The sequence below is a fragment of the Photorhabdus aballayi genome (assembly GCF_026153155.1).
Taxonomy (GTDB): Bacteria; Pseudomonadota; Gammaproteobacteria; order Enterobacterales; family Enterobacteriaceae; genus Photorhabdus; species Photorhabdus luminescens.
In genome coordinates, this window is sequence record NZ_JAPFCD010000003.1 from 150,700 (window position 1) to 169,341 (window position 18,642).

At 38.8% G+C, this 18,642-nt stretch carries 20 protein-coding genes and 1 tRNA gene; 11 read left to right on the top strand and 10 right to left on the bottom strand.

The annotated features are described in order from the left end of the window. Window positions 1-478: 478 nt before the first annotated feature. From OO184_RS03065 to OO184_RS03080, 4 genes are all read left to right on the top strand, one after another. The gene (locus tag OO184_RS03065; protein ID WP_232832529.1) at window positions 479-706 is read left to right on the top strand and encodes a hypothetical protein; all 228 of its coding nucleotides are present in this window, start codon (window positions 479-481) and stop codon (window positions 704-706) included. Next, on the top strand, window positions 684-1,370 hold the full coding sequence (locus tag OO184_RS03070; protein ID WP_265377925.1) for a dTMP kinase: 687 nt from the start codon (window positions 684-686) through the stop codon (window positions 1,368-1,370). The genes OO184_RS03065 and OO184_RS03070 overlap by 23 nt, the downstream gene beginning before the upstream one ends. Before the next feature lie 49 nt (window positions 1,371-1,419). Then, window positions 1,420-2,601, top strand: coding sequence for an MFS transporter (locus tag OO184_RS03075; RefSeq protein ID WP_265377926.1), 1,182 nt, complete (start codon window positions 1,420-1,422; stop codon window positions 2,599-2,601). 276 nt (window positions 2,602-2,877) lie between these two features. Further along, window positions 2,878-3,234, top strand: a complete 357-nt coding sequence (locus OO184_RS03080) for an AbrB/MazE/SpoVT family DNA-binding domain-containing protein (RefSeq protein WP_265377927.1) — start codon at window positions 2,878-2,880, stop codon at window positions 3,232-3,234. Here the strand turns inward: OO184_RS03080 and OO184_RS03085 are convergent. Beyond that, window positions 3,185-4,102 carry a 2OG-Fe(II) oxygenase family protein gene (locus tag OO184_RS03085; RefSeq protein WP_265377928.1) on the bottom strand — a complete coding sequence of 306 codons (918 nt, stop codon included), beginning with the start codon at window positions 4,100-4,102 and terminating at the stop codon, window positions 3,185-3,187. The two genes, OO184_RS03080 and OO184_RS03085, sit on opposite strands and share 50 nt — an antisense overlap. Window positions 4,103-4,787: 685 nt before the next feature. Between OO184_RS03085 and OO184_RS03090 the strand changes: the two genes are divergently transcribed. After that, entirely contained in the window at window positions 4,788-4,994 is a 207-nt protein-coding gene (locus tag OO184_RS03090; protein WP_265377929.1) for a helix-turn-helix domain-containing protein, read from the top strand. 60 nt (window positions 4,995-5,054) lie between these two features. Further along, window positions 5,055-5,372, top strand: a complete 318-nt coding sequence (locus tag OO184_RS03095; RefSeq protein ID WP_176692771.1) for a hypothetical protein — start codon at window positions 5,055-5,057, stop codon at window positions 5,370-5,372. 319 nt (window positions 5,373-5,691) lie between these two features. On the opposite strand, the gene mltD is transcribed toward OO184_RS03095, so the two are convergent. Continuing rightward, window positions 5,692-7,056, bottom strand: coding sequence for a murein transglycosylase D (gene mltD, locus OO184_RS03100; protein WP_265377930.1), 1,365 nt, complete (start codon window positions 7,054-7,056; stop codon window positions 5,692-5,694). A gap of 71 nt (window positions 7,057-7,127) precedes the next feature. Next, window positions 7,128-7,880, bottom strand: a complete 753-nt coding sequence (gene gloB / locus OO184_RS03105; protein WP_265377931.1) for a hydroxyacylglutathione hydrolase — start codon at window positions 7,878-7,880, stop codon at window positions 7,128-7,130. A gap of 42 nt (window positions 7,881-7,922) precedes the next feature. Here gloB and OO184_RS03110 point away from each other — a divergent pair, with 42 nt between their 5' ends. Next, window positions 7,923-8,639, top strand: a complete 717-nt coding sequence (locus OO184_RS03110) for a class I SAM-dependent methyltransferase (protein ID WP_265377932.1) — start codon at window positions 7,923-7,925, stop codon at window positions 8,637-8,639. Here the strand turns inward: OO184_RS03110 and rnhA are convergent. After that, window positions 8,636-9,106 (bottom strand): ribonuclease HI, encoded by a 471-nt coding sequence (gene rnhA / locus OO184_RS03115; protein WP_049583238.1) that lies wholly within the window; start codon window positions 9,104-9,106, stop codon window positions 8,636-8,638. The two genes, OO184_RS03110 and rnhA, sit on opposite strands and share 4 nt — an antisense overlap. 57 nt (window positions 9,107-9,163) lie before the next feature. Here rnhA and dnaQ point away from each other — a divergent pair, with 57 nt between their 5' ends. Both dnaQ and OO184_RS03125 read left to right on the top strand, forming a co-directional pair. Continuing rightward, entirely contained in the window at window positions 9,164-9,910 is a 747-nt protein-coding gene (gene dnaQ, locus OO184_RS03120) for a DNA polymerase III subunit epsilon (protein ID WP_265377933.1), read from the top strand. A gap of 129 nt (window positions 9,911-10,039) precedes the next feature. Further along, a tRNA-Asp gene (locus OO184_RS03125) sits at window positions 10,040-10,116 on the top strand. Between the two features lie 245 nt (window positions 10,117-10,361). Here OO184_RS03125 and OO184_RS03130 read toward each other — a convergent pair. From OO184_RS03130 to OO184_RS03145, 4 genes are all read right to left on the bottom strand, one after another. Beyond that, window positions 10,362-10,628 (bottom strand): helix-turn-helix domain-containing protein, encoded by a 267-nt coding sequence (locus OO184_RS03130; protein WP_088373513.1) that lies wholly within the window; start codon window positions 10,626-10,628, stop codon window positions 10,362-10,364. A gap of 540 nt (window positions 10,629-11,168) precedes the next feature. Continuing rightward, window positions 11,169-11,837, bottom strand: coding sequence for a helix-turn-helix transcriptional regulator (locus OO184_RS03135; protein ID WP_265377934.1), 669 nt, complete (start codon window positions 11,835-11,837; stop codon window positions 11,169-11,171). Between the two features lie 17 nt (window positions 11,838-11,854). Continuing rightward, a complete protein-coding gene (locus OO184_RS03140; RefSeq protein ID WP_265377935.1) occupies window positions 11,855-12,538 on the bottom strand; it encodes a helix-turn-helix transcriptional regulator in 684 nt (227 codons plus the stop codon). 60 nt (window positions 12,539-12,598) lie between these two features. Continuing rightward, the gene (locus OO184_RS03145) at window positions 12,599-13,288 is read right to left on the bottom strand and encodes a PAS domain-containing protein (protein WP_265377936.1); all 690 of its coding nucleotides are present in this window, start codon (window positions 13,286-13,288) and stop codon (window positions 12,599-12,601) included. 768 nt (window positions 13,289-14,056) lie between these two features. Between OO184_RS03145 and tkt the strand changes: the two genes are divergently transcribed. Then, window positions 14,057-16,051: a transketolase gene (gene tkt / locus OO184_RS03150; protein ID WP_265377937.1), complete on the top strand. Its 1,995-nt coding sequence runs from the start codon at window positions 14,057-14,059 to the stop codon at window positions 16,049-16,051. A 107-nt stretch (window positions 16,052-16,158) separates the two neighbouring features. Here the strand turns inward: tkt and OO184_RS03155 are convergent, their stop codons facing one another. Further along, the gene (locus OO184_RS03155) at window positions 16,159-16,530 is read right to left on the bottom strand and encodes an antibiotic biosynthesis monooxygenase family protein (RefSeq protein ID WP_036808094.1); all 372 of its coding nucleotides are present in this window, start codon (window positions 16,528-16,530) and stop codon (window positions 16,159-16,161) included. A gap of 220 nt (window positions 16,531-16,750) precedes the next feature. Then, complete coding sequence (locus tag OO184_RS03160) at window positions 16,751-17,224, bottom strand: MarR family winged helix-turn-helix transcriptional regulator (RefSeq protein ID WP_265377938.1); 474 nt, start codon at window positions 17,222-17,224, stop codon at window positions 16,751-16,753. Between the two features lie 371 nt (window positions 17,225-17,595). Between OO184_RS03160 and epd the strand changes: the two genes are divergently transcribed. Continuing rightward, the gene (epd, locus tag OO184_RS03165) at window positions 17,596-18,615 is read left to right on the top strand and encodes an erythrose-4-phosphate dehydrogenase (protein WP_265377939.1); all 1,020 of its coding nucleotides are present in this window, start codon (window positions 17,596-17,598) and stop codon (window positions 18,613-18,615) included. The last annotated feature ends 27 nt before the right edge of the window (window positions 18,616-18,642 follow it).

The following is an 18,642-nucleotide window of genomic DNA, read 5'->3' on the forward strand; positions in this document are numbered from 1 at the left end:
AACCTATTGGAAAGCATATCAAGCTTGATACAATTTTTATCACAAAAATCAACAAATAATTTACTATTTTTCAATGAGTTATATTTTTAGTTGTGATGGAATTCACAAATATATTAACTATTATATAGCTGAAATAATAAAAACTGTTAATATTACAAAGCTGGATTAAATTTTAACCCGGTATATTTGTTAAAAAAAATCCTATAGGAGGATAAGATGAGTGTGATAACAGAACAAGTATTTAGACTGCTAACTAATAATGAAACATTAAATTATGATAATGGTTGATGGGTTCATCTCATAATTTTATTTTGGTACAAATCGCGAATATATAGAGTATCATTTTCCCTAAAAATATTAGGGGCACTTTTATCGTCAGATTATGCAATTTATGTAGGCAGATTATTTGATGTAAAAAAGACAATAGTATATTTAGTTTGTAGCAGGATTAGAACCTTTAAATGATTTAGTACAAGGTATGGAATTTTTTTCAAAAAATGGCATAGTTCCAGCAGTAGCAGTATTTCATCCCGATCATGGTTCTGAATATCAAAATCACCCTAGACCTATTTTTGAAGATATTTATAAAACATATGCTGAGATGCATAAGTTATATCAAAAATATGGATTTAAACCATTTATTATCGGTAGTGGTAGAAATTCACTTGATACTGAAGCGTACTATGGGGAAAAAAGAAATGATTAAGCGTGGTTTATTTATAGCTTTTGAAGGAAATGATGGTGCAGGTAAATCAACAATTTCACGGGAAGTTTATGATATTTTATCTTTAGATTATAAGAATATTGTTTTTTTAGATAAGAATTATCCTTTATTACCATCTGGCTATAGTATGTATCACATGGGAAAAATACGAGATGTGCTTTGGGATTATGACATTTCAGCTCCATTGGGTGAACTGGGTGACCGGCATTGGATTCTATTGATAGCATCATGGTTTGCTGTTTTGGATAGTTTAATTATTCAACCTTATTTATTGCAAGGTAAAATTATTATATGTGATAGTTGGTATTATAAATATTTAGCAAGGTTCTTACTTAAATCCACGGAATTAGCAGAATTAAGTGATTCGGTTCTATCTATAAATACAAAGCCGGACATGGTTATATATCTTGATGTTCCTCCAGGCATTGCTGAAAAAAGGAAAAAAATATTAAAGCCTAGTGAGTCTGGAAAATTAGAGATAAATGAAAAATATGATTTTATAGAGTATCAAAAACACGTTCTTAATCAATACCAGACATTTTATGATGACACTTGGAAGATTATTGATACTGACACCTTAACTAAAGATGCAGTCATTAAATTAACCGTGGATATTATTCAAGGGGAAATACTAAGAAAGATGTAATTACTGTAAGCACTATATTTATTAAGTTTATTTTAGTTGGAGAAAAATAATGGATAAAGAATTTCGCAAATTAATATTAGCCTCATCAGGAAATTCTTTCACCTTGTATCTGGAGATGATAATATCATTCACACTAATCACATATCATTGGAATGGTGGAGCGATATACTCATCTTTATATACAATTTCATATGCTGCATCATTACTATTTCTAACTCCCTATGTTTCGTCATTTGTAGATGAAAATATAAAACCAAAAAAATGTATTATTATCATTTCGTTACTTTGCGGTGTTATTACCACATTTCAATACAACATTGATGACGTTAATATATATATTCTTTATTCTTTTATTAAAAACATCCTTCGTTTATTTCTAGGACCTTCTAATTTTATAATATTAAAAAACATATCAACCAACCAATTTGAAAGAAGATTTAGTTATTGGCAGGTTTTATTTCAAATATACAAAATGGCGGCTCCGTTATTTTTAGGTTTTATTCTTATCTATTACTCAATAAAACAGACTCTTATTTTAATATCAATACTTTATTTTATTTCAGCAGTCTTATATATTTTTGTTTCAGAACCATTGATTAATGCTAACCGTAAGAAAAACAAGATATCACTCATTAATTACTTCAATATAATGAAAGATAATAAAATATTGTTTCCATTTATTGTTATTTCTACTTTAACTTGTTTTGGCTATCTATCAGATAGCTTAATAGCTCTTAGCTTTATGGAACAGGGACTAAATGGAAGCCATTATAGTTTTGCCGTGTGCCTTTCAGGTGTTTCAGGTGTTTTAATTGGTTTAGTATTTGGAAAGTATAAGATTAACATATCTTTAAATATTATATTATTTTCATTCTTTTTGTGGGGAATGGGGTATCTTTTAATAGGAGTAACAAATCAATTTAACGATTTATCTCCTGATAAAATCAATTTATTTTTTATATTTTTAGCAATGACAATAATAGGAGTAGGATCGTCTATGAATAATATTATTGTTACCATTTATATGCAGAAATTTGCAACTAATGATAACTCGGCTAAAATATTTGGCTTAACGTCAATTTCTGTTGGTCTTTCCATGTTTATTGGCCCTTTGATAGGTTCCACAATATCCTATTTTTTTTCCATAAGCATCGTTTTTTTTACAACATTTATCGGTATTTTTTTAACCATAATTGTGGTTATTTTAATAAATCGTAAATCCACGTCATGATACGGTTTTATCCTTTTACAATTGTGGTAACCCAGTAAATAAAAACACAATTTTAGAAAATTTAATTCCGGCAATAGCAATTATTATTAAATTCTTTCGAGTAAATGTAGGTTCTCAAACTCCATTGACCTCTTCTTTTTCGGCAAGATTGTTTTTATGGCAGTCACACGGTATTGCAGATTGAATACCATTATTCGATCGAGATGCATTTGGTTAAGTTTGTATTTTGCAAGAATGGCTATACAGTAAAAATGTATATCTAAAGGGGGTAATATCATGCAAGTAGCAAAATGGGGTAATAGTCTTGCTATAAGTCTGCCAGCTAGCTTAGTTGAAATTCTGGCATTGCGTGAAGGTGATGATATTGAGATTGTCGTGGATGATCCGCGTACCTTCGCGGTATGTGAGAAGCCTAGATCTGAGGTGTTGCTGGAGCGTCTTCGGATATTCCGCGGTAAGTTGCCGGCAGCTAAGTTTTGCGGTTTCATCGACAGCAGTGTGGTGCTGTACCTGCTGTCGCAGATTTGGCTAAGGCCGATGGTGCTGAGGCGTCATTACACCAAATTTATCATTCAGAAAATATCTACAAAGCGTCATTATCGTCATCGTATGTCCGATTCATTTCTTGAATAGTAAATTCTTTGACGGATTGAATTTTGAGTGGGCCGTTGGGACCATATTTGTAGATATTTCCAGCCAGATTGCTGACTAAAAATATAACATATGACATTCTATCGCGTTGCCGATTGCGTTCTGTACGAACAACGCCATGCACATTGGCTCGAACATTTGGCATTAAATTTTCTGTCAGCACTTCAAGCGAACTACCAAAGTTAATGATCAGGTATCCCGGAATAGGATCAATAGCCAAAAGCTCATCATTTATGTAAGCCAATAAGCCACGTTCAGTTGATCTTAGGACGGTTACCCATCCTGAATCCCGATGAAATTTAGAACCTCGGGTGGCTTTCTCTGATCGGAAATGGTTAAACGATAACATCTGGTTTTCTAACCCTTCGGAAATACCATTGGTGACGAGTTCCCAATCACGACGAGGAATACCAACATAAGCTAACACAGAACGTAGTATACATATGCCGACATGTGCCATATGGTGACCCAGTGTCGCGACCTCTGATGGCATAAGGTTCCAGTGTTTCCGTTCGAGGCGGAAATGTTCCCATTGATCATGTTCTCTATCGAAATAACCTTCGTAACCATTGGAAAAAGTGCATGATTTGAATCCCGTATAGGGTCGAAGGTCGCCTTCTGCGGCGGGTTCAAAGAAGTGGTGTGCAAATCGATCGCCGTGTTCAAAATCCATATATGGTGGTGCTTTCAGGAGGAAAAAACCATCCTGGAGTGCTCGGTCAAAACCATCGTTGTCAGTAAAAATGAGATTATCGCCCTCTAGATAGGAGCGCGCCATATCTGCTGATTTATATGTTTTTGAGACTTCGCTTTCCGATGGCATTGGTGGTAGTTTCACCGGAGTTCGCATTGTTGATGAGTTTTTCATAGTCGTAGTCCTTAGGTATAGTGATAGAGTTTTTATTTTCTTCGTGAATATCTTTGATTTTTTGATGAAATTTGCTAGCCATTCATAATGGTATACAATTTTCTATTCTTATTAGTTCGAAATAAAAGAAGTTTGGAAATTGAACCCGATAAGTTGTTTTCAACATAATGTATCTTCATCTTGTTTACTATTATAGTGTATTAATTCTTTTTTTCGTTATACTTATATATAAATAATTGTGTTTTATATATTTTTTATCAATTTATAAATATAATCATTTGTATTTTTACAGTTGTTATTAATTTTATTGTAATTATCTATGTTGGAAAAAGTATATGAGGTTAATCTGATGGTAACTTATAACAAAGAGTTTGTATAGCTTATGTTTGTATTTGAAATTATGTTTTTTCAGAGTAATTAAGTATTAAAATAATCTTTTTGTTGATGACAGATATATTTATTATTTTAGAACTTATTCTTATGGGAGTTTATTCCAGACAATGAATCCATATACCGGGTGAAATCCATTGGGTATATATCAATAAGTTTGACTACCGGCCATTTTGTCGCTTTTTTTATGTCGGCTTGCTTGGCCATAATTTCTCGTATTCTTTATCAAGCCTGTGATATATACGCTGAAAATCAGAGTATTATATAGGGGTACACTGTGTCAATTCATATGACTCTAGATGTAATGCTGGCAAAGAGGAAGGTTAAATCTAAAGATCTCGCATTATTAATAGGAATTACCGAACAGAATCTGTCTTTATTAAAGAAAGGAAAGATTAAGGGAATTAGATTTTCTACTTTAAATGCTATATGTCAATATTTGGAGTGTCAACCTGGAGATATACTGGAGTTTAAAGAAGATTAGTTGGTTAGTGTTAGTTAGTATTGTTAATTGTTATGTCAATTTAGTGAATAAGGAAAAGAGATGAAATTCCTATCATATGCTTTATTGCTTGGTTTGGCTTATATTCCGTTTTCTTTTGCAGAAACATCAGTAAATGATGTTAATAATGAAATTCATGCCAACGAAAAAGGTGCCTTGAGTAAATGTACGGATTTACTTCCCAAAGGGCATTCATACACAATTAGTGTTGTTGGAAAGTCAGATAAGAAAACGGCGAATGTAGATGGAAAATTTAAAGGAAGGTTTGATGTTTCCGATGAAACAAAAAAGCCTTTAGATAAGAAAAGAAGTGAAGAGGTAAAACCTTTTATTCAATGTGTAAAAGACACTGTACTGTGATTTAAGATTTGTTTAATAATAAAGTGCTTGGGGTATTATCAGAGTTTTTGCTGAGGCTTGTTGTTTGATCCTCAGGCACAGTTAATTTAAAATATTTTTCCCGTGATGTCTCCCTCTATTTTATGCCAGTAATAATGAGCATTAATCATGCCGAAAAAATGATATCTAATTGAAATAGTGATATCTCTGAAGTGGCTATTTTTAAGAAAAGTCATAAAGAGCCTATTGTGCTTAATAGGCTCTTGTTATTGTCATCCTTAAACCACCTCTTGGGGAGGTGGTGGTTATTTCAACAGTCAAATACCATCTGGAAAAAGTTTTAAGCTTCATCAGAAAATTCATTGATATAAAGCGTTAACTCAATTCCTGGTTTTATATCTGTTGTTTTTATGCCATCGTTCCAGTTCATTAAATCCTTAATGTTGATACCGTGACGTTTAGCAATACTGGCAATTGAATCGCCTTGGCGTACACGGTAAATAATGGCATTGTCACTATTTACCCTTAATATTTGTCCAATTTTCAATAATCTGGCAGTTCTCAGATTATTCATGCGCTGTAATTCACGGATGGAAATATTAAACCGCTTTGCAATAGCGGATAATGTATCGCCTGAACGAACTTTATATTGGCTTTGTTTACTCAATCGGCGGTTGTTTTTAGCAACTTCTTGACGAATATTGCTCAGAACTGTTTTATTTGCCAGCGAGTTTTTAAACTGGTCAACTTTTGCCTTTGGCAGCATGATGTAATGTGGACCGTTAGGTGATGTCATTCCTCGCTTATAGCCAGGGTTATAGGCTTTAATCGAAGTTAGAGACATCCCCGCCAATTCTGCGGCTTGAGACAGCGTGATTTGTTGACCGACATCAACTTGAGCAAGTGCTCGCTGGTTATTAGATTTTGGCAGCGTAATGCCATATTTATCGCTGTTACGGATGACATCACTGAGCGCCAGAACTTTAGGCACATAGAGCGTAGTCTCCCGTGGTAGTGATAATGACCAGAAATCGGTTGGCTTACCTTTTATCTGGTTTTCTTTTATTGCGCGCATAACACGGCCTTCTCCGCTGTTATAAGCAGCAATAGTCAATAACCAGTCACCATTGAACATTTTATTCAGGCGTTGTAACAGATTCAGGGCAGCCGTTGTTGATGCGGCAACATCTCGGCGTGCGTCGTACCATTTATCCTGAGTAAGACCGTAATTGCGCCCTGTATCCGGGACAATTTGCCACAGCCCGGCCGCCTTAGCGCGTGAGGTAGCATGCGGGTTAAAAGCACTCTCCACTATGGGTACCAGTACCAGTTCCATCGGCATATCGCGTTGCTTGATCTGCCTGACTATCCAGTACATATACGGTTCAGCCCGTAAAGTTACATCGTGGAGATAGCTCTTGTTTTTTAGGTAATAATTTCGTTGTTCACGAACCCTGTAATTATCAGGGATTTTCATCTTCAACTCATCACGGATGTATCCCCACAGCTCACGCTGAGCGCCAGAATCACCCTCTCCCCAGTAGGCAGCAAACTGATTGCTATCATCAGTTGCTGCTATCTTGCCTGTCTTTAGACTCGTTGAAGACGAATTCTGTACCCGTTGTCCGGCTGTCGTCGACCAATCAGGCCCGGATTGACAGCCAACCAGCAAGACAGATGCGAACAGAATCGCTTTTGTCTTCATAATTAATTTTTATGGTTGCTTAAAAGACGACCAATAATACTTATCTTGGCTTGATATAGCAACTCTCTAAATCAGAATTGATCTTTTTGTCTTCTTAGTTGACGGAAAACGGCGGAAAGCGGTTGAGAGTTGGGGGTAATTCCAATATTCCTTTGTAAATCAATGTCATCACATTTTAAGAAAATATTAATTTTTTTCTCGGTTTGTAATGTGGTTGGTACTGTTGGTTGATTGTTTTCCCTCATTTTGGTTACTTTTTGCTGATATTCGCTGATAGCATGATTGGGCAAAACAGCATGAGCAAATTTCATATTAGAAACGGTATATTCATGGGCGCAACAGATCAGTGTGTCATCGGGCAGTTCAGCTATTTTGCTTAGAGATGAGTACATCTGTTCAGCGGTTCCTTCAAATAGGCGCCCGCAACCACCAGAGAACAAAGTATCCCCACAAAAGAGGTAAGGTGCTTGATAAAAAGCAATATGCCCCAGAGTATGGCCTGGAACGTCGATGATCTGGAAAGAAAAATGACCGAAATGGATGCTATCGCCGCCACGTACTATCATCGTCGCACCTTTGCTCTGGGTTTCTTTTGGGCCGTATACTGGTAGCTTAGGGAATCGATCAATAATTCCAGGAACGCCGCCAACATGATCGTGATGATGATGGGTAAGTAAAATTGCATCGGGTATCCAGCCGCGGGATTTTAAGGTATCAAGAACGGGTTGTGATTCTGTCGGATCAACGATTACAACATGTCTATTTTCGTCACAAAGTAACCAAATGTAATTATCCGAAAGGGCAGGAATGCTGATAAGCTCCATTGTATACCTCTTATTAACAGCGGGTTATAAGGAAAAGAAGCCATGAAATCTGCACATACAATACAGAACATAAATCCCCCGGCTTCTTGGGCTGATTTACCTTGGGGGGAGTATTACCGTGCCGCTTTGGAGCGTCAATTACAACCCTGGTGGCCGAAAATATTTGGTTTCCATCTGTTGAAAGTCGGTAATTTGAGCGCTGAAATTGATAGCAAGGAGTGTCCGATTTTTAATCAAATTAATGTGGGTAAGGAAGGCAAGAATATGCATGTGATTACTGATCCTTACCATTTACCGTTTGAAGAAAAGTCCGTCGATGCTTGTTTGCTAAGTCATATGCTGGCTTACAGCGCTGATCCCCATCGCCTGTTACGGGAAGTTGACCGGGTGATGATTGATGATGGTTGGCTCATTATTAGTGGTTTTAATTCATTAAGTCTGCTTGGTTTGGGAAAATTAGTACCGGGATTATGGCGTCATCAACCCTATTGCAGCCGGATGTTTTCTCTGATGCGCCAACTTGATTGGTTGAGTTTGCTTAATTATGAAGTGGTGTACCGTGACAGTTTTCAAATATTGCCTTGGCGAAATGAAACGGGTTTTGTTAATCGGCACTTGTCTGTATTAGGTTGCGTCAGTCTGATTATTGCCCGCAAACGTACATTGCCACTAACACTAAATCAGATAAAAGTGACATTATTAAAACCTAAATTGGGCAGTGCCGTTGGCGTAACAAAATGTTACCGAAAGCGCAGTTAATCTCTATTTTCGAGATATCCAGCGTCGGTTTCTGTTGGTGAGTTTGCTGCGGTACGGGCCAATTCATCACAACGCTCATTTTCATCATGTCCGGCGTGGCCTTTGACCCATTGCCAATCAATGTCATGGCGGTTAATGGCTTGCTCAAGCCGTTGCCATAAATCGACATTACTGACAGGAGATTTATCTGCTTTACGCCAGCCGCGTTTTTTCCAGTTATGAATCCATTGTGTAATGCCTTGACGTACATACTGACTGTCGGTGGTCAAGACAATTTTGCAAGGGCGAGTTAGTGTTTCCAGGCCAATAATTGCCGCCATGAGTTCCATTCTGTTGTTTGTTGTACGATAAAAACCTTCGCTAAGGGTTTTTTCATGTTGTTGATAACGTAATAACACACCGTAACCACCAGGTCCCGGATTGCCGAGACAAGATCCATCGGTGAAAATTTCTACCTGCTTGCTCATATCTGGTAGACTCTTCTTATTCAATTCAAAACTCTAAGTCTGACATAAAAAGGCATTATGAGCACGGCAATTACACGACAAGTTGTTCTTGATACCGAAACTACCGGTATGAATAAATTAGGTGTTCACTATGAAGGGCACGAAATTATTGAAATTGGCGCTGTGGAGGTTATTAACCGTCGTTTAACTGGACGCAATTTTCATGTCTATATTCAGCCGGGTAGGTTGGTCGATCCTGAGGCATTTGAAGTGCATGGGATCAGTGATGAATTTTTGCAAGATAAACCGCTGTTTGCTGATATTGCAGATGAGTTTATTGAATTTATTCGCGGCGCTGAATTGATCATCCATAACGCTCCCTTCGATATCGGCTTTATCGATTACGAGTTTGGTAAGCTGAATCGCGATATTCCGCCAACTACGGATTTTTGCAAGGTTACTGATAGCTTACAACTTGCAAGAGCGTTATTTCCGGGGAAAAGAAATAACCTTGATGCGTTATGTGATCGTTATGATATAGACAACTCTAAACGAACCTTACACGGAGCGTTACTCGATGCCGAGATATTGTCTGATGTCTATTTGATAATGACAGGCGGTCAGACTTCTCTTGCTTTTTCAATGGAAGGGGAAATTGCTGGCGGTGCGAATGTTTCTGAAATACAGCGTATTACCCGGCCTCAAACGGCATTAAAAGTTGTTTATGCAACGGATGAAGAACTCGCCGCTCACGAATCCAGATTGGATTTAGTTGAGAAGAAAGGAGGGAGCTGTTTATGGCGTATAAGTTCTGGACAGAGTTAACATAAAATTGCGGATAAATCACCTTTCGGGGTGAAAAGTTGGTCAAACGCGTCACTTTGTTATAAAAGATATTGACGGAATGATCTTGGATTCGTAATATTCACCTCGTTCTCAACCAGAACGCTGCGCGGTGCGGTAGTTCAGTCGGTTAGAATACCGGCCTGTCACGCCGGGGGTCGCGGGTTCGAGTCCCGTCCGCACCGCCAAAGATTCCGAAGCCCTGGGTAGTTGCCCGGGGCTTTTTGTTTGTACTTATACCCGTTATCTTTCAAGTTGCCTCTTTGTTGGCTGCACTCACTCACCCCGGTCACAGAGTTATCTATGCTCCCGCGGATTCGCTCCCTTGCCGTCGCGATGCATCTTGAAATCCATTGGGTATATATCATGTAGTAATCTCTCGATAGACAATATAAATGGTAATGAAATTGCATTGAAATAAGACATAGAGATACTACCAGCTTTCTATACTGCTTGTTTCCTCAACCCTTATTAGAAATTTATTTTCTTTGCCAGGTTTATAGCGTGATGGCCAAATATCCGATGGATGTAAACCTAATTCAGTGGCGATTAATGCTTCTCCCTTTGGCCACGGACGATGTAATGCATTACTCAGCGTCGATGATGCTAAGCCGGCTTTGCGAGAAACGGCTGAAAGATTTGTTCCTTGTTTTCTCAGTGCTGCAATAATATCTGCCGGATGCCAGTCGTGAATATCCATAAATAATCTCCAGGTTTTAATTGTGAGAAAAACATTGATAATAGATAAATTATCAATGTTTTGCTGTTTGGTAGTAATTAGGTGCAGATTATCGATCAAGGTTAATTGAATAGGCTATCGGAGAGAATACTGAATAATATTATCGATTGTTTTATGACAGAATATTCCCTATATATTGGAGGTGTTTTTTCTGAATGTAAAGAACATTATTATTATCCGCGAAAAATATTCTTATCTTAATAGCTTAAATAATTAATAGTTTCTTAATATCACTTTTTTGCTATTTTTTTAGACAATTTATTAACGGTGATGAATATTACATTTACATATAATGCAGAGAAATTCCTTATCTTTTGCAAGCTACGATTCTGGGATTTTATTTCATAATATACCCGTTATCTTTCAAGTTGCCTCTTTGTTGGTTGCACTCGCTCATCCCGGTCACATAGTTAGCTATGCTCCTGGGGATTCTCTCCCTTGCCGTCGCGATGCATCTTGAAATCCATAGGGTATATAATAATTTGAATATAAAGATCAGATTTATAAATAAGGGAATAAAAATCTTTCTGGGATATAAAGGTGAAAGTTATTTATACGACAATAATCCTCAAATTGAGAATCAGAGTTCACTTTTAGTTTCTGATATGTTTTTTCTATCTGGTCTTTGACCGATTGATAAGGAATATTAAGTCTCTCACTGATTTCCTTTCTGCTATGTTTTGCCAGAAATAGGAAAATAATTTCCCATTCTTGTTGAGAAAATTGTTCTGAGGGAGAGCAAAACATAATGGAAGGCGGCAATTTTCCATTGAAAAACTCCTTTAAAGCCGATGCTTCTGCTTCCCGACCATGAAAAATAATGCCAATACATTCATTATCTTCACTATAAAATGGGTATTTCTCGAAGAAATAGGAACAAAGACGTTTTTCTTTGCCAAATCGATGTGTTTCTAACGAGCATATACTTTTTTCTAAACGCATGACTGTTCTGTCATGCCGTTGGAATTGCTCTTCAAAGATGGCCCCTTCCCAGGGTAATTCACAATCGAAACGTCCTTCGATGTCCAAATCAAGCGGGATATCTTGTAGCATAACCATTGCGGTATTCTCATAAATAAAGCGAGTGCTTTTATCTTTAATACCCCAGGGATCATGGCTATGTTTTATGGTGTTTATTATCTGCGCTGATATATTATTCGTTGTTTTCATCTGTTTTATTTACCACATTATATAAACATTTTACTACCGGGTTTTAAAAATCTCTCAGGAACATAGAGATCAAAATCATTAAGGCGGCAATATTCATCTAATTGCTGACCAGAATTAATACCAATTTTCTTGTATATCCGTAGCATATGCGTTTCTACCGTGCGATAAGAAATATTCAGTATTCGCCCGATCTGTTTACTGGTGTATCTCTGTAAAAATAGAAAAATGACATCCCATTCCCGTTGAGTAAATAGCTCAGAAGGGGGTTGGAACATGATAGAAGCCGGGAGCTTACCATAAAAGAAGCGTGTCAGAGAAAAGGCTTCGGCTTTCCAGGCATGGAAAATGACGCCGACACATTGATTATTCTCATTATAAAATGGAAATTTTTCGAAGAAGTAGGAAGAAAGTAATTTTTCTCTACCATATAAATGGGTTTCTAATGAGCATATTCTTTGTTCTGCTTGCATTACCGCTCTGTCATGGATCTGAAATTGTTCTGCAAAAGCGGCGCCTTCCCAAGGCAAATCATTGTCTAGACGCCCTTCTACATTAAAACCACGGGGAAGATCGCGCAACATAGCCATTGCCTTGTTTTCATAGACAAAACGAGAATGTTGATCTTTTATGCCCCAAGGTTCATGACTGCTTTCCATGAGATTAATAATTTGAGGCGATACGGTTAATTTTTTATAGCTCATAACATAATTCCTATTGTTATTGGAAAAATATCTGGGTCTTAGATTTGAATTAATGGGAATTTATAAACTTTGGCTGCCAATAGCGACGAACCTTTCTGGGATATATAGATCAAACTTATTTGCTTTGCAGAAGTCTTCTAATTCTATATGCAGCGGTAGATTAAATTTTTGGTAAATTGACTGAATATGATGAATAGCATCTTCTGTACTTATCATTAATTCTTCGCTGATACTTTCTTCGTCCAGTGAGCGAAGAGCTAAAAAAAGAACTTCCCATTCAGTTTGGGTCAGAATGTCATTAGGGGGGGTAAATTCCAAAGCGGCTGGAGATACTTTTTCATGATAGTAAGCAATAGAAAAATTTTGAGCTTTGGACATATGAAAAGTAATGCCGATGCAGTTCCCATTTTCATCACAAAGTGGGTATTTACTACAGCGATAGGTTTGCTGGATTTTATTTTCACCAAATAGGTGAGTCTCAAGTGAAGTGACTGTATTCATGGTTTGCATCACTTTTTGGTCTTGGCGACAATATTCTTCTGTATACTCTGCAATAGATGAAGGCAATTCCCCTGTTGAAAGCCCCATAATTTCGAAATCTTCGGGCAGATTGAGCAGTTGGTAAAAAGCAGGATTTGCATATATAAATCTTGATTGGCGATCTTTTGCGCCCCAAGGTTCATTACTTTTTTCCCACATGTGAATTAATTGTGGAGTGATATTATTTGGTTCGTTTTTGATATTTGACATGAAAATGCCCTAGTTGTTAATTAAGTAGTCATCTGCGTGTCTATTTTATATGTTCTATTTAAAATAACCTGATTATATAATGGATTGCAATAATTAATTCGCCAAAAGATAATATTTTTTTATTTTATCTATGTCTGTTAATCAAATGGCTTATTATTTTGGGTAAAAATATCATAATATAAGAAAATATAACTATAAGTATTATTTCTCTTTAAACTATTTATTGGGTTATTGATGTCGAAATAACATTGGTTTTTGATTGGTATTTTCTCTATTTATTCACTGTTGATACATCAAATTATTAAGAGATTATTAGCATATAATTAGGATCAATATAAACACTCAATTTAGTTGCTGAAAATTGTCATAAATTGAGAATATGTCTCTGTTTAATTGGTTATTTTATTGCTTGATTTGTAACTAATATACCCAATGGATTTCAAGATGCATCGCGACGGCAAAGGAGCGAATCCCCGTGAGCATAGATAACTCTGTGACCGGGGTGAGTGAGCGCAGCCAACAAAGAGGCGACTTGAAAGATAACGGGTATAGCTGTGTTTAATTCATTTACCCCTTTATATGCTCAATGAGTTTGTTTTATTACTCTGATGAGGCTGAAATTTATATAGAGACATAAGGCAAATCAAAGAATTGCCGTTCAGATGAAATTAAGATAGTTTTCTGGTATTTGGCGTTAAAGATTGCGGTTTGTGCGCTGTGCTGAGAAAATTATCCCCCTAAACGTTTTTATCCCACTTGGAGTAGAAAATGACCACTCGTAAAACCCTTGCTAATGCTATTCGCTTCCTGAGCATGGATGCTGTGCAGAAAGCAAAATCAGGGCACCCTGGCGCGCCTATGGGAATGGCTGATATCGCTGAAGTTTTATGGCGTGATTATTTGAATCATAACCCAACTGATCCACATTGGGTCGATCGTGACCGCTTTGTATTGTCTAACGGTCATGGTTCTATGCTGATTTATAGCCTGTTGCATCTCACCGGTTATGATGTTTCAGTTGATGATCTGAAAAATTTCCGTCAATTACACTCTAAAACCCCAGGCCATCCTGAGTATGGTTATACTCCAGGCGTAGAAACTACGACGGGTCCTTTAGGGCAGGGGATTGCCAACGCAGTAGGTTTTGCGATTGCTGAACGTACTCTGGCCGCGCAATTTAACCGTCCTGGTCATGATATTGTTGACCATAATACTTATGTCTTTATGGGTGATGGCTGCATGATGGAGGGCATTTCTCATGAAGTTTGCTCTCTGGCGGGTACTTTAAAACTAGGCAAGTTGGTTGCTTTCTATGATGATAATGGCATCTCCATTGATGGTCATGTTGAAGGCTGGTTTACCGATGATACCGCAAGCCGTTTTGAAGCTTATGGCTGGCATGTGATTCGCGGTATTGATGGTCATAATGCAGCTTCAGTCAAAGCTGCTATTGAAGAAGCACGTAAAGTTGCTGATAAACCTTCTCTGTTAATGTGCAAAACGATTATCGGTTTCGGCGCGCCAACCAAAGCAGGTACCCATGATTCTCATGGCGCGCCATTGGGTGATGGGGAAATTGCCGCGACTCGCGAAGCGCTGGGTTGGAATTATCCGGCATTTGAAATTCCAGCGGACATCTATTCTGAGTGGGATGCAAAAGAAGCCGGCAATACGAAACAAGCCGCTTGGAATGAAAAATTCGCTGCCTATGAAAAAGCGTATCCTGAATTAGCTGCTGAATTCAAACGTCGTACCGGTGGCGAGTTGCCGGCAAATTGGGAAGCTGAATCAAAAGCGTTTATCGAGCAGTTGCAGAAAAATCCTGCCAATATTGCCAGCCGCAAAGCCTCTCAGAATGCCTTGGAAGCTTTTGGCAAGGTGTTGCCTGAATTTATGGGGGGATCTGCTGATTTGGCGCCAAGTAACCTCACGATGTGGTCAGGTTCTAAGCCATTGAACGAAGATCAAGCAGGTAACTACATTCATTACGGCGTTCGTGAGTTTGGCATGTCTGCCATTATGAACGGTATTGCGTTGCATGGTGGTTTTGTGCCTTATGGCGCAACTTTCTTGATGTTCGTTGAATATGCCCGTAACGCAGTGCGTATGGCGGCATTAATGAAGATTCGCAGCATCTTTGTTTATACCCATGACTCAATCGGTTTGGGTGAAGATGGTCCGACTCATCAGCCAGTCGAACAGATTGCCAGTTTGCGTGTGACGCCAAATCTGAGCACATGGCGTCCATGTGATCAGGTGGAATCTGCGGTGGCGTGGAAATATGCTATCGAACGTAAAACTGGTCCATCAGCGCTGATTTTCTCTCGCCAGAATCTGGCACAGCAAGAACGTACTGCTGAGCAGTTGGCTAATATTGAGAAAGGGGCTTACATCCTGAAAGATTGCCAGGGGCAGCCAGAGCTGATTCTGATCGCAACCGGTTCAGAAATTGAATTGGCAGTGGATGCTTACAATCAATTGACTGAGGAAGGTCGTCAGGTACGCGTCGTCTCCATGCCGTCTACTGATGCTTTTGATAAGCAGGATGCTGCATACCGGGAAGCAGTTCTGCCTGCTGCGGTTTCTGCACGTGTTGCAATCGAAGCGAGTATCGCCGATTACTGGTTTAAATATGTCGGTATGAATGGCGCTATCGTTGGTATGGATACATTTGGTGAATCAGCACCGGCTGATCAACTGTTTAAAGCGTTTGGTTTCACTGTAGAGAATGTGGTCGCTAAGGCTAAAGCTCTGCTGAAATAATGAGTTAATTCATAAATGAGCGCACCTGAGGTAAACATTGAGCGGGTGCGCTCTTATTTTCTGCACGATATCGTTATCGAAGAGGGATCGTGACAGTTTTCCTCAGTTTATGCCACGCAAATTCCAGGGACGGCTACTTTTTGGAATACATGAGGCGAACCGACAATCCCATCAGGATATTTGGCGAGTTTCTCCTTGAATTCAGGATTCGTGAACGCAGCGCGAAAATGCTCCAGACTCTCCCAAACGGCATAGTTCATGAATGTGCCGCTACCAGCGATTCCGCGATGTAATTGTGCGGAAATCAGGCCTACCTTAGACCGGAAATATTCTGCATCTTCTTTCCAAGTCTCTATCAGGGTGTCAGCCATTGAGGGATCAACATGAAATATATTCACCAGTACGATGGAGCCATCGGTGTTCGAAAATAACTGTTCCCGCAGGGTTACGTGGGTGTCCATTTCTTCTAGCTTGACCATTTCTATCTCCTGAAAATTTTATGTTTATATTTATGTTGGTATTGCTATCCTGCCGAAGCGAGTCGCGTGATTTACGCGGCTTTTGACGGCAATATGTCAACGTAGAGACAATGTCAACGTAAAAACAAATGCGTTCCACCAATTACATGCTGTTTCCACGTTGTATTTCATTTAACTGTTTGGTAATTCTTTGTCGTTATTAACAAACGAATCCGTAGCGCTATGTCGTGCTATTTGGCACTGGTGACTCTTCCAGCTTCGTCTCTAAACTGATTAAGGTATTTAATGTCACTTTTAGCTCGTTAGGATCAGAGGATTTCACCAGTGAGTCGACCCATTCAGCTTCCAGTGATATCGCCGCATCAAAAGTACGCCAACCAAGCTCGGTCAGTTGATAGAGTGGTGAACGTTCATGCCGAGGATTAGTGATGGTTTTCACCATCCCTGAGCTCAGCCCGAGATTCAATTGCTTTTGCACGCCTTGACGTGTGATACCCATTGCGGCGGCGATCTGAGGCGCGGTAAGTGGATGTGGCGCGTGCGCAATCGCACCAAGTACTTGCCATCTCGCACTCGTGATTCCCAACGGAGCGACGAGTTGATCCCCTTTAGAGAGCAGTAGGGCATTGAGCCGAAATACCGCCAATGTGATCTCAGTGAATACCTCAAACGCCGAAGTTTTCTCGGTTGACACGATTTACTTCCTTTTCCTTAGTACCTCAAAAAACGACAACCAGTTTCCATTTATTGAAATTGAATGTCAATATTTCAGCAAGTGATATTGATGATCAATGTCGCAGATGTGAGTAAATAACGGTGGGATTGTTTCTTTCTGCTTGCTTACGTTCGACGAATATGAACAACAGTCTTTAATATCCAATGACTATTGCTATCAATTTCCTTTTCCCGTAATCTCGTTATTTATAGCTGAATCGTTTCATTTTATTATCTAAAGCGGTTTTCTGTGCACGGTTTTGATAATTTTGTGATAAGCAATCAGTACATCGGTGATTTAGTCAGTTATTCTAAGCGGTTGCGTGGTAATAACTATATTCAGGGAGTAACATGACAATCAAGGTAGCAATAAACGGTTTTGGCAGAATAGGGCGTAGTATTTTACGTGCTCTTTATGAATCTGGGCGCCGGGCTGAAATTTCGATTATTGCTGTTAATGAGCTGGCAGATGCCGAAGGAATTGCTCACTTGCTGAAATATGACTCTAGTCACGGCCGTTTTGCTTGGGATGTGCGTCTGAATAATGATGTGTTGCAGGTTGGCGATGATAATATTCGCTTGTTTCATCAACCCGATATATCGATGTTGCCTTGGCAAGAATTGGGAATTGATATTGTTCTGGATTGCAGTGGGATTTATGGCAGCAGAGCCGATGGCGAGGCGCATCTTGCCAGTGGCGCCAAAAAAGTGCTGTTTGCTCATCCGGGGGGGAATGATTTAGATGCGACGGTGGTTTATGGTGTGAATCAGCACTTACTGACAGCAGAGGATCGCATTGTGTCCAATGCTTCCTGTACCACTAATTGCATTATTCCCATCATTAAATTATTGGATGATGAGTTTGAAATTGAATCTGGCACAGTGACAACCATTCATGCCTCAATGAATGACCAGCCAGTCATTGATGCTTATCACAAAGACTTACGGCGTACTCGGGCTGCCAGTCAGTCTATTATTCCGGTGGATACCAAGTTGGCCGCAGGGATAACCCGGATTTTTCCAAAGTTCTGTGACCGTTTTGAAGCTATTTCAGTACGCGTACCAACGATTAACGTCACGGCTATCGATTTGAGCGTTACGGTAAAATCTTCAGTAACTGTTAAAAAAATCAACGAATTAATGCAAAAATCAGCAGCTACTTCATTTCGTGGTATAGTTGATTATACCGAATTGCCGTTAGTCTCAACGGATTTTAACCACGATCCCCACAGCGCGATTGTTGATGGCACACAAACGCGAGTCAGTGGGCAACACCTGATTAAGACATTAGTCTGGTGTGATAATGAGTGGGGATTTGCTAACCGAATGTTAGATACAACGTTATCAATGGCTGCTACGGGTTTCAAATGATTTGTTGTTGATAGACGGTCCATAATA

Excerpts from the sequence above, each read along its gene's own strand:
- OO184_RS03065 (WP_232832529.1), top strand. The coding sequence starts at position 479 with ATGGAATTTTTTTCAAAAAATGGCATAGTTCCAGCAGTAGCAGTATTT.
- OO184_RS03070 (WP_265377925.1), top strand. The coding sequence starts at position 684 with ATGGGGAAAAAAGAAATGATTAAGCGTGGTTTATTTATAGCTTTTGAA.
- OO184_RS03075 (WP_265377926.1), top strand. The coding sequence starts at position 1,420 with ATGGATAAAGAATTTCGCAAATTAATATTAGCCTCATCAGGAAATTCT.
- OO184_RS03080 (WP_265377927.1), top strand. The coding sequence starts at position 2,878 with ATGCAAGTAGCAAAATGGGGTAATAGTCTTGCTATAAGTCTGCCAGCT.
- OO184_RS03085 (WP_265377928.1), bottom strand. The coding sequence starts at position 4,102 with ATGCGAACTCCGGTGAAACTACCACCAATGCCATCGGAAAGCGAAGTC.
- OO184_RS03095 (WP_176692771.1), top strand. The coding sequence starts at position 5,055 with ATGAAATTCCTATCATATGCTTTATTGCTTGGTTTGGCTTATATTCCG.
- mltD (WP_265377930.1), bottom strand. The coding sequence starts at position 7,056 with ATGAAGACAAAAGCGATTCTGTTCGCATCTGTCTTGCTGGTTGGCTGT.
- gloB (WP_265377931.1), bottom strand. The coding sequence starts at position 7,880 with ATGGAGCTTATCAGCATTCCTGCCCTTTCGGATAATTACATTTGGTTA.
- OO184_RS03110 (WP_265377932.1), top strand. The coding sequence starts at position 7,923 with ATGAAATCTGCACATACAATACAGAACATAAATCCCCCGGCTTCTTGG.
- rnhA (WP_049583238.1), bottom strand. The coding sequence starts at position 9,106 with ATGAGCAAGCAGGTAGAAATTTTCACCGATGGATCTTGTCTCGGCAAT.
- dnaQ (WP_265377933.1), top strand. The coding sequence starts at position 9,164 with ATGAGCACGGCAATTACACGACAAGTTGTTCTTGATACCGAAACTACC.
- OO184_RS03130 (WP_088373513.1), bottom strand. The coding sequence starts at position 10,628 with ATGGATATTCACGACTGGCATCCGGCAGATATTATTGCAGCACTGAGA.
- OO184_RS03135 (WP_265377934.1), bottom strand. The coding sequence starts at position 11,837 with ATGAAAACAACGAATAATATATCAGCGCAGATAATAAACACCATAAAA.
- OO184_RS03140 (WP_265377935.1), bottom strand. The coding sequence starts at position 12,538 with ATGAGCTATAAAAAATTAACCGTATCGCCTCAAATTATTAATCTCATG.
- OO184_RS03145 (WP_265377936.1), bottom strand. The coding sequence starts at position 13,288 with ATGTCAAATATCAAAAACGAACCAAATAATATCACTCCACAATTAATT.
- tkt (WP_265377937.1), top strand. The coding sequence starts at position 14,057 with ATGACCACTCGTAAAACCCTTGCTAATGCTATTCGCTTCCTGAGCATG.
- OO184_RS03155 (WP_036808094.1), bottom strand. The coding sequence starts at position 16,530 with ATGGTCAAGCTAGAAGAAATGGACACCCACGTAACCCTGCGGGAACAG.
- epd (WP_265377939.1), top strand. The coding sequence starts at position 17,596 with ATGACAATCAAGGTAGCAATAAACGGTTTTGGCAGAATAGGGCGTAGT.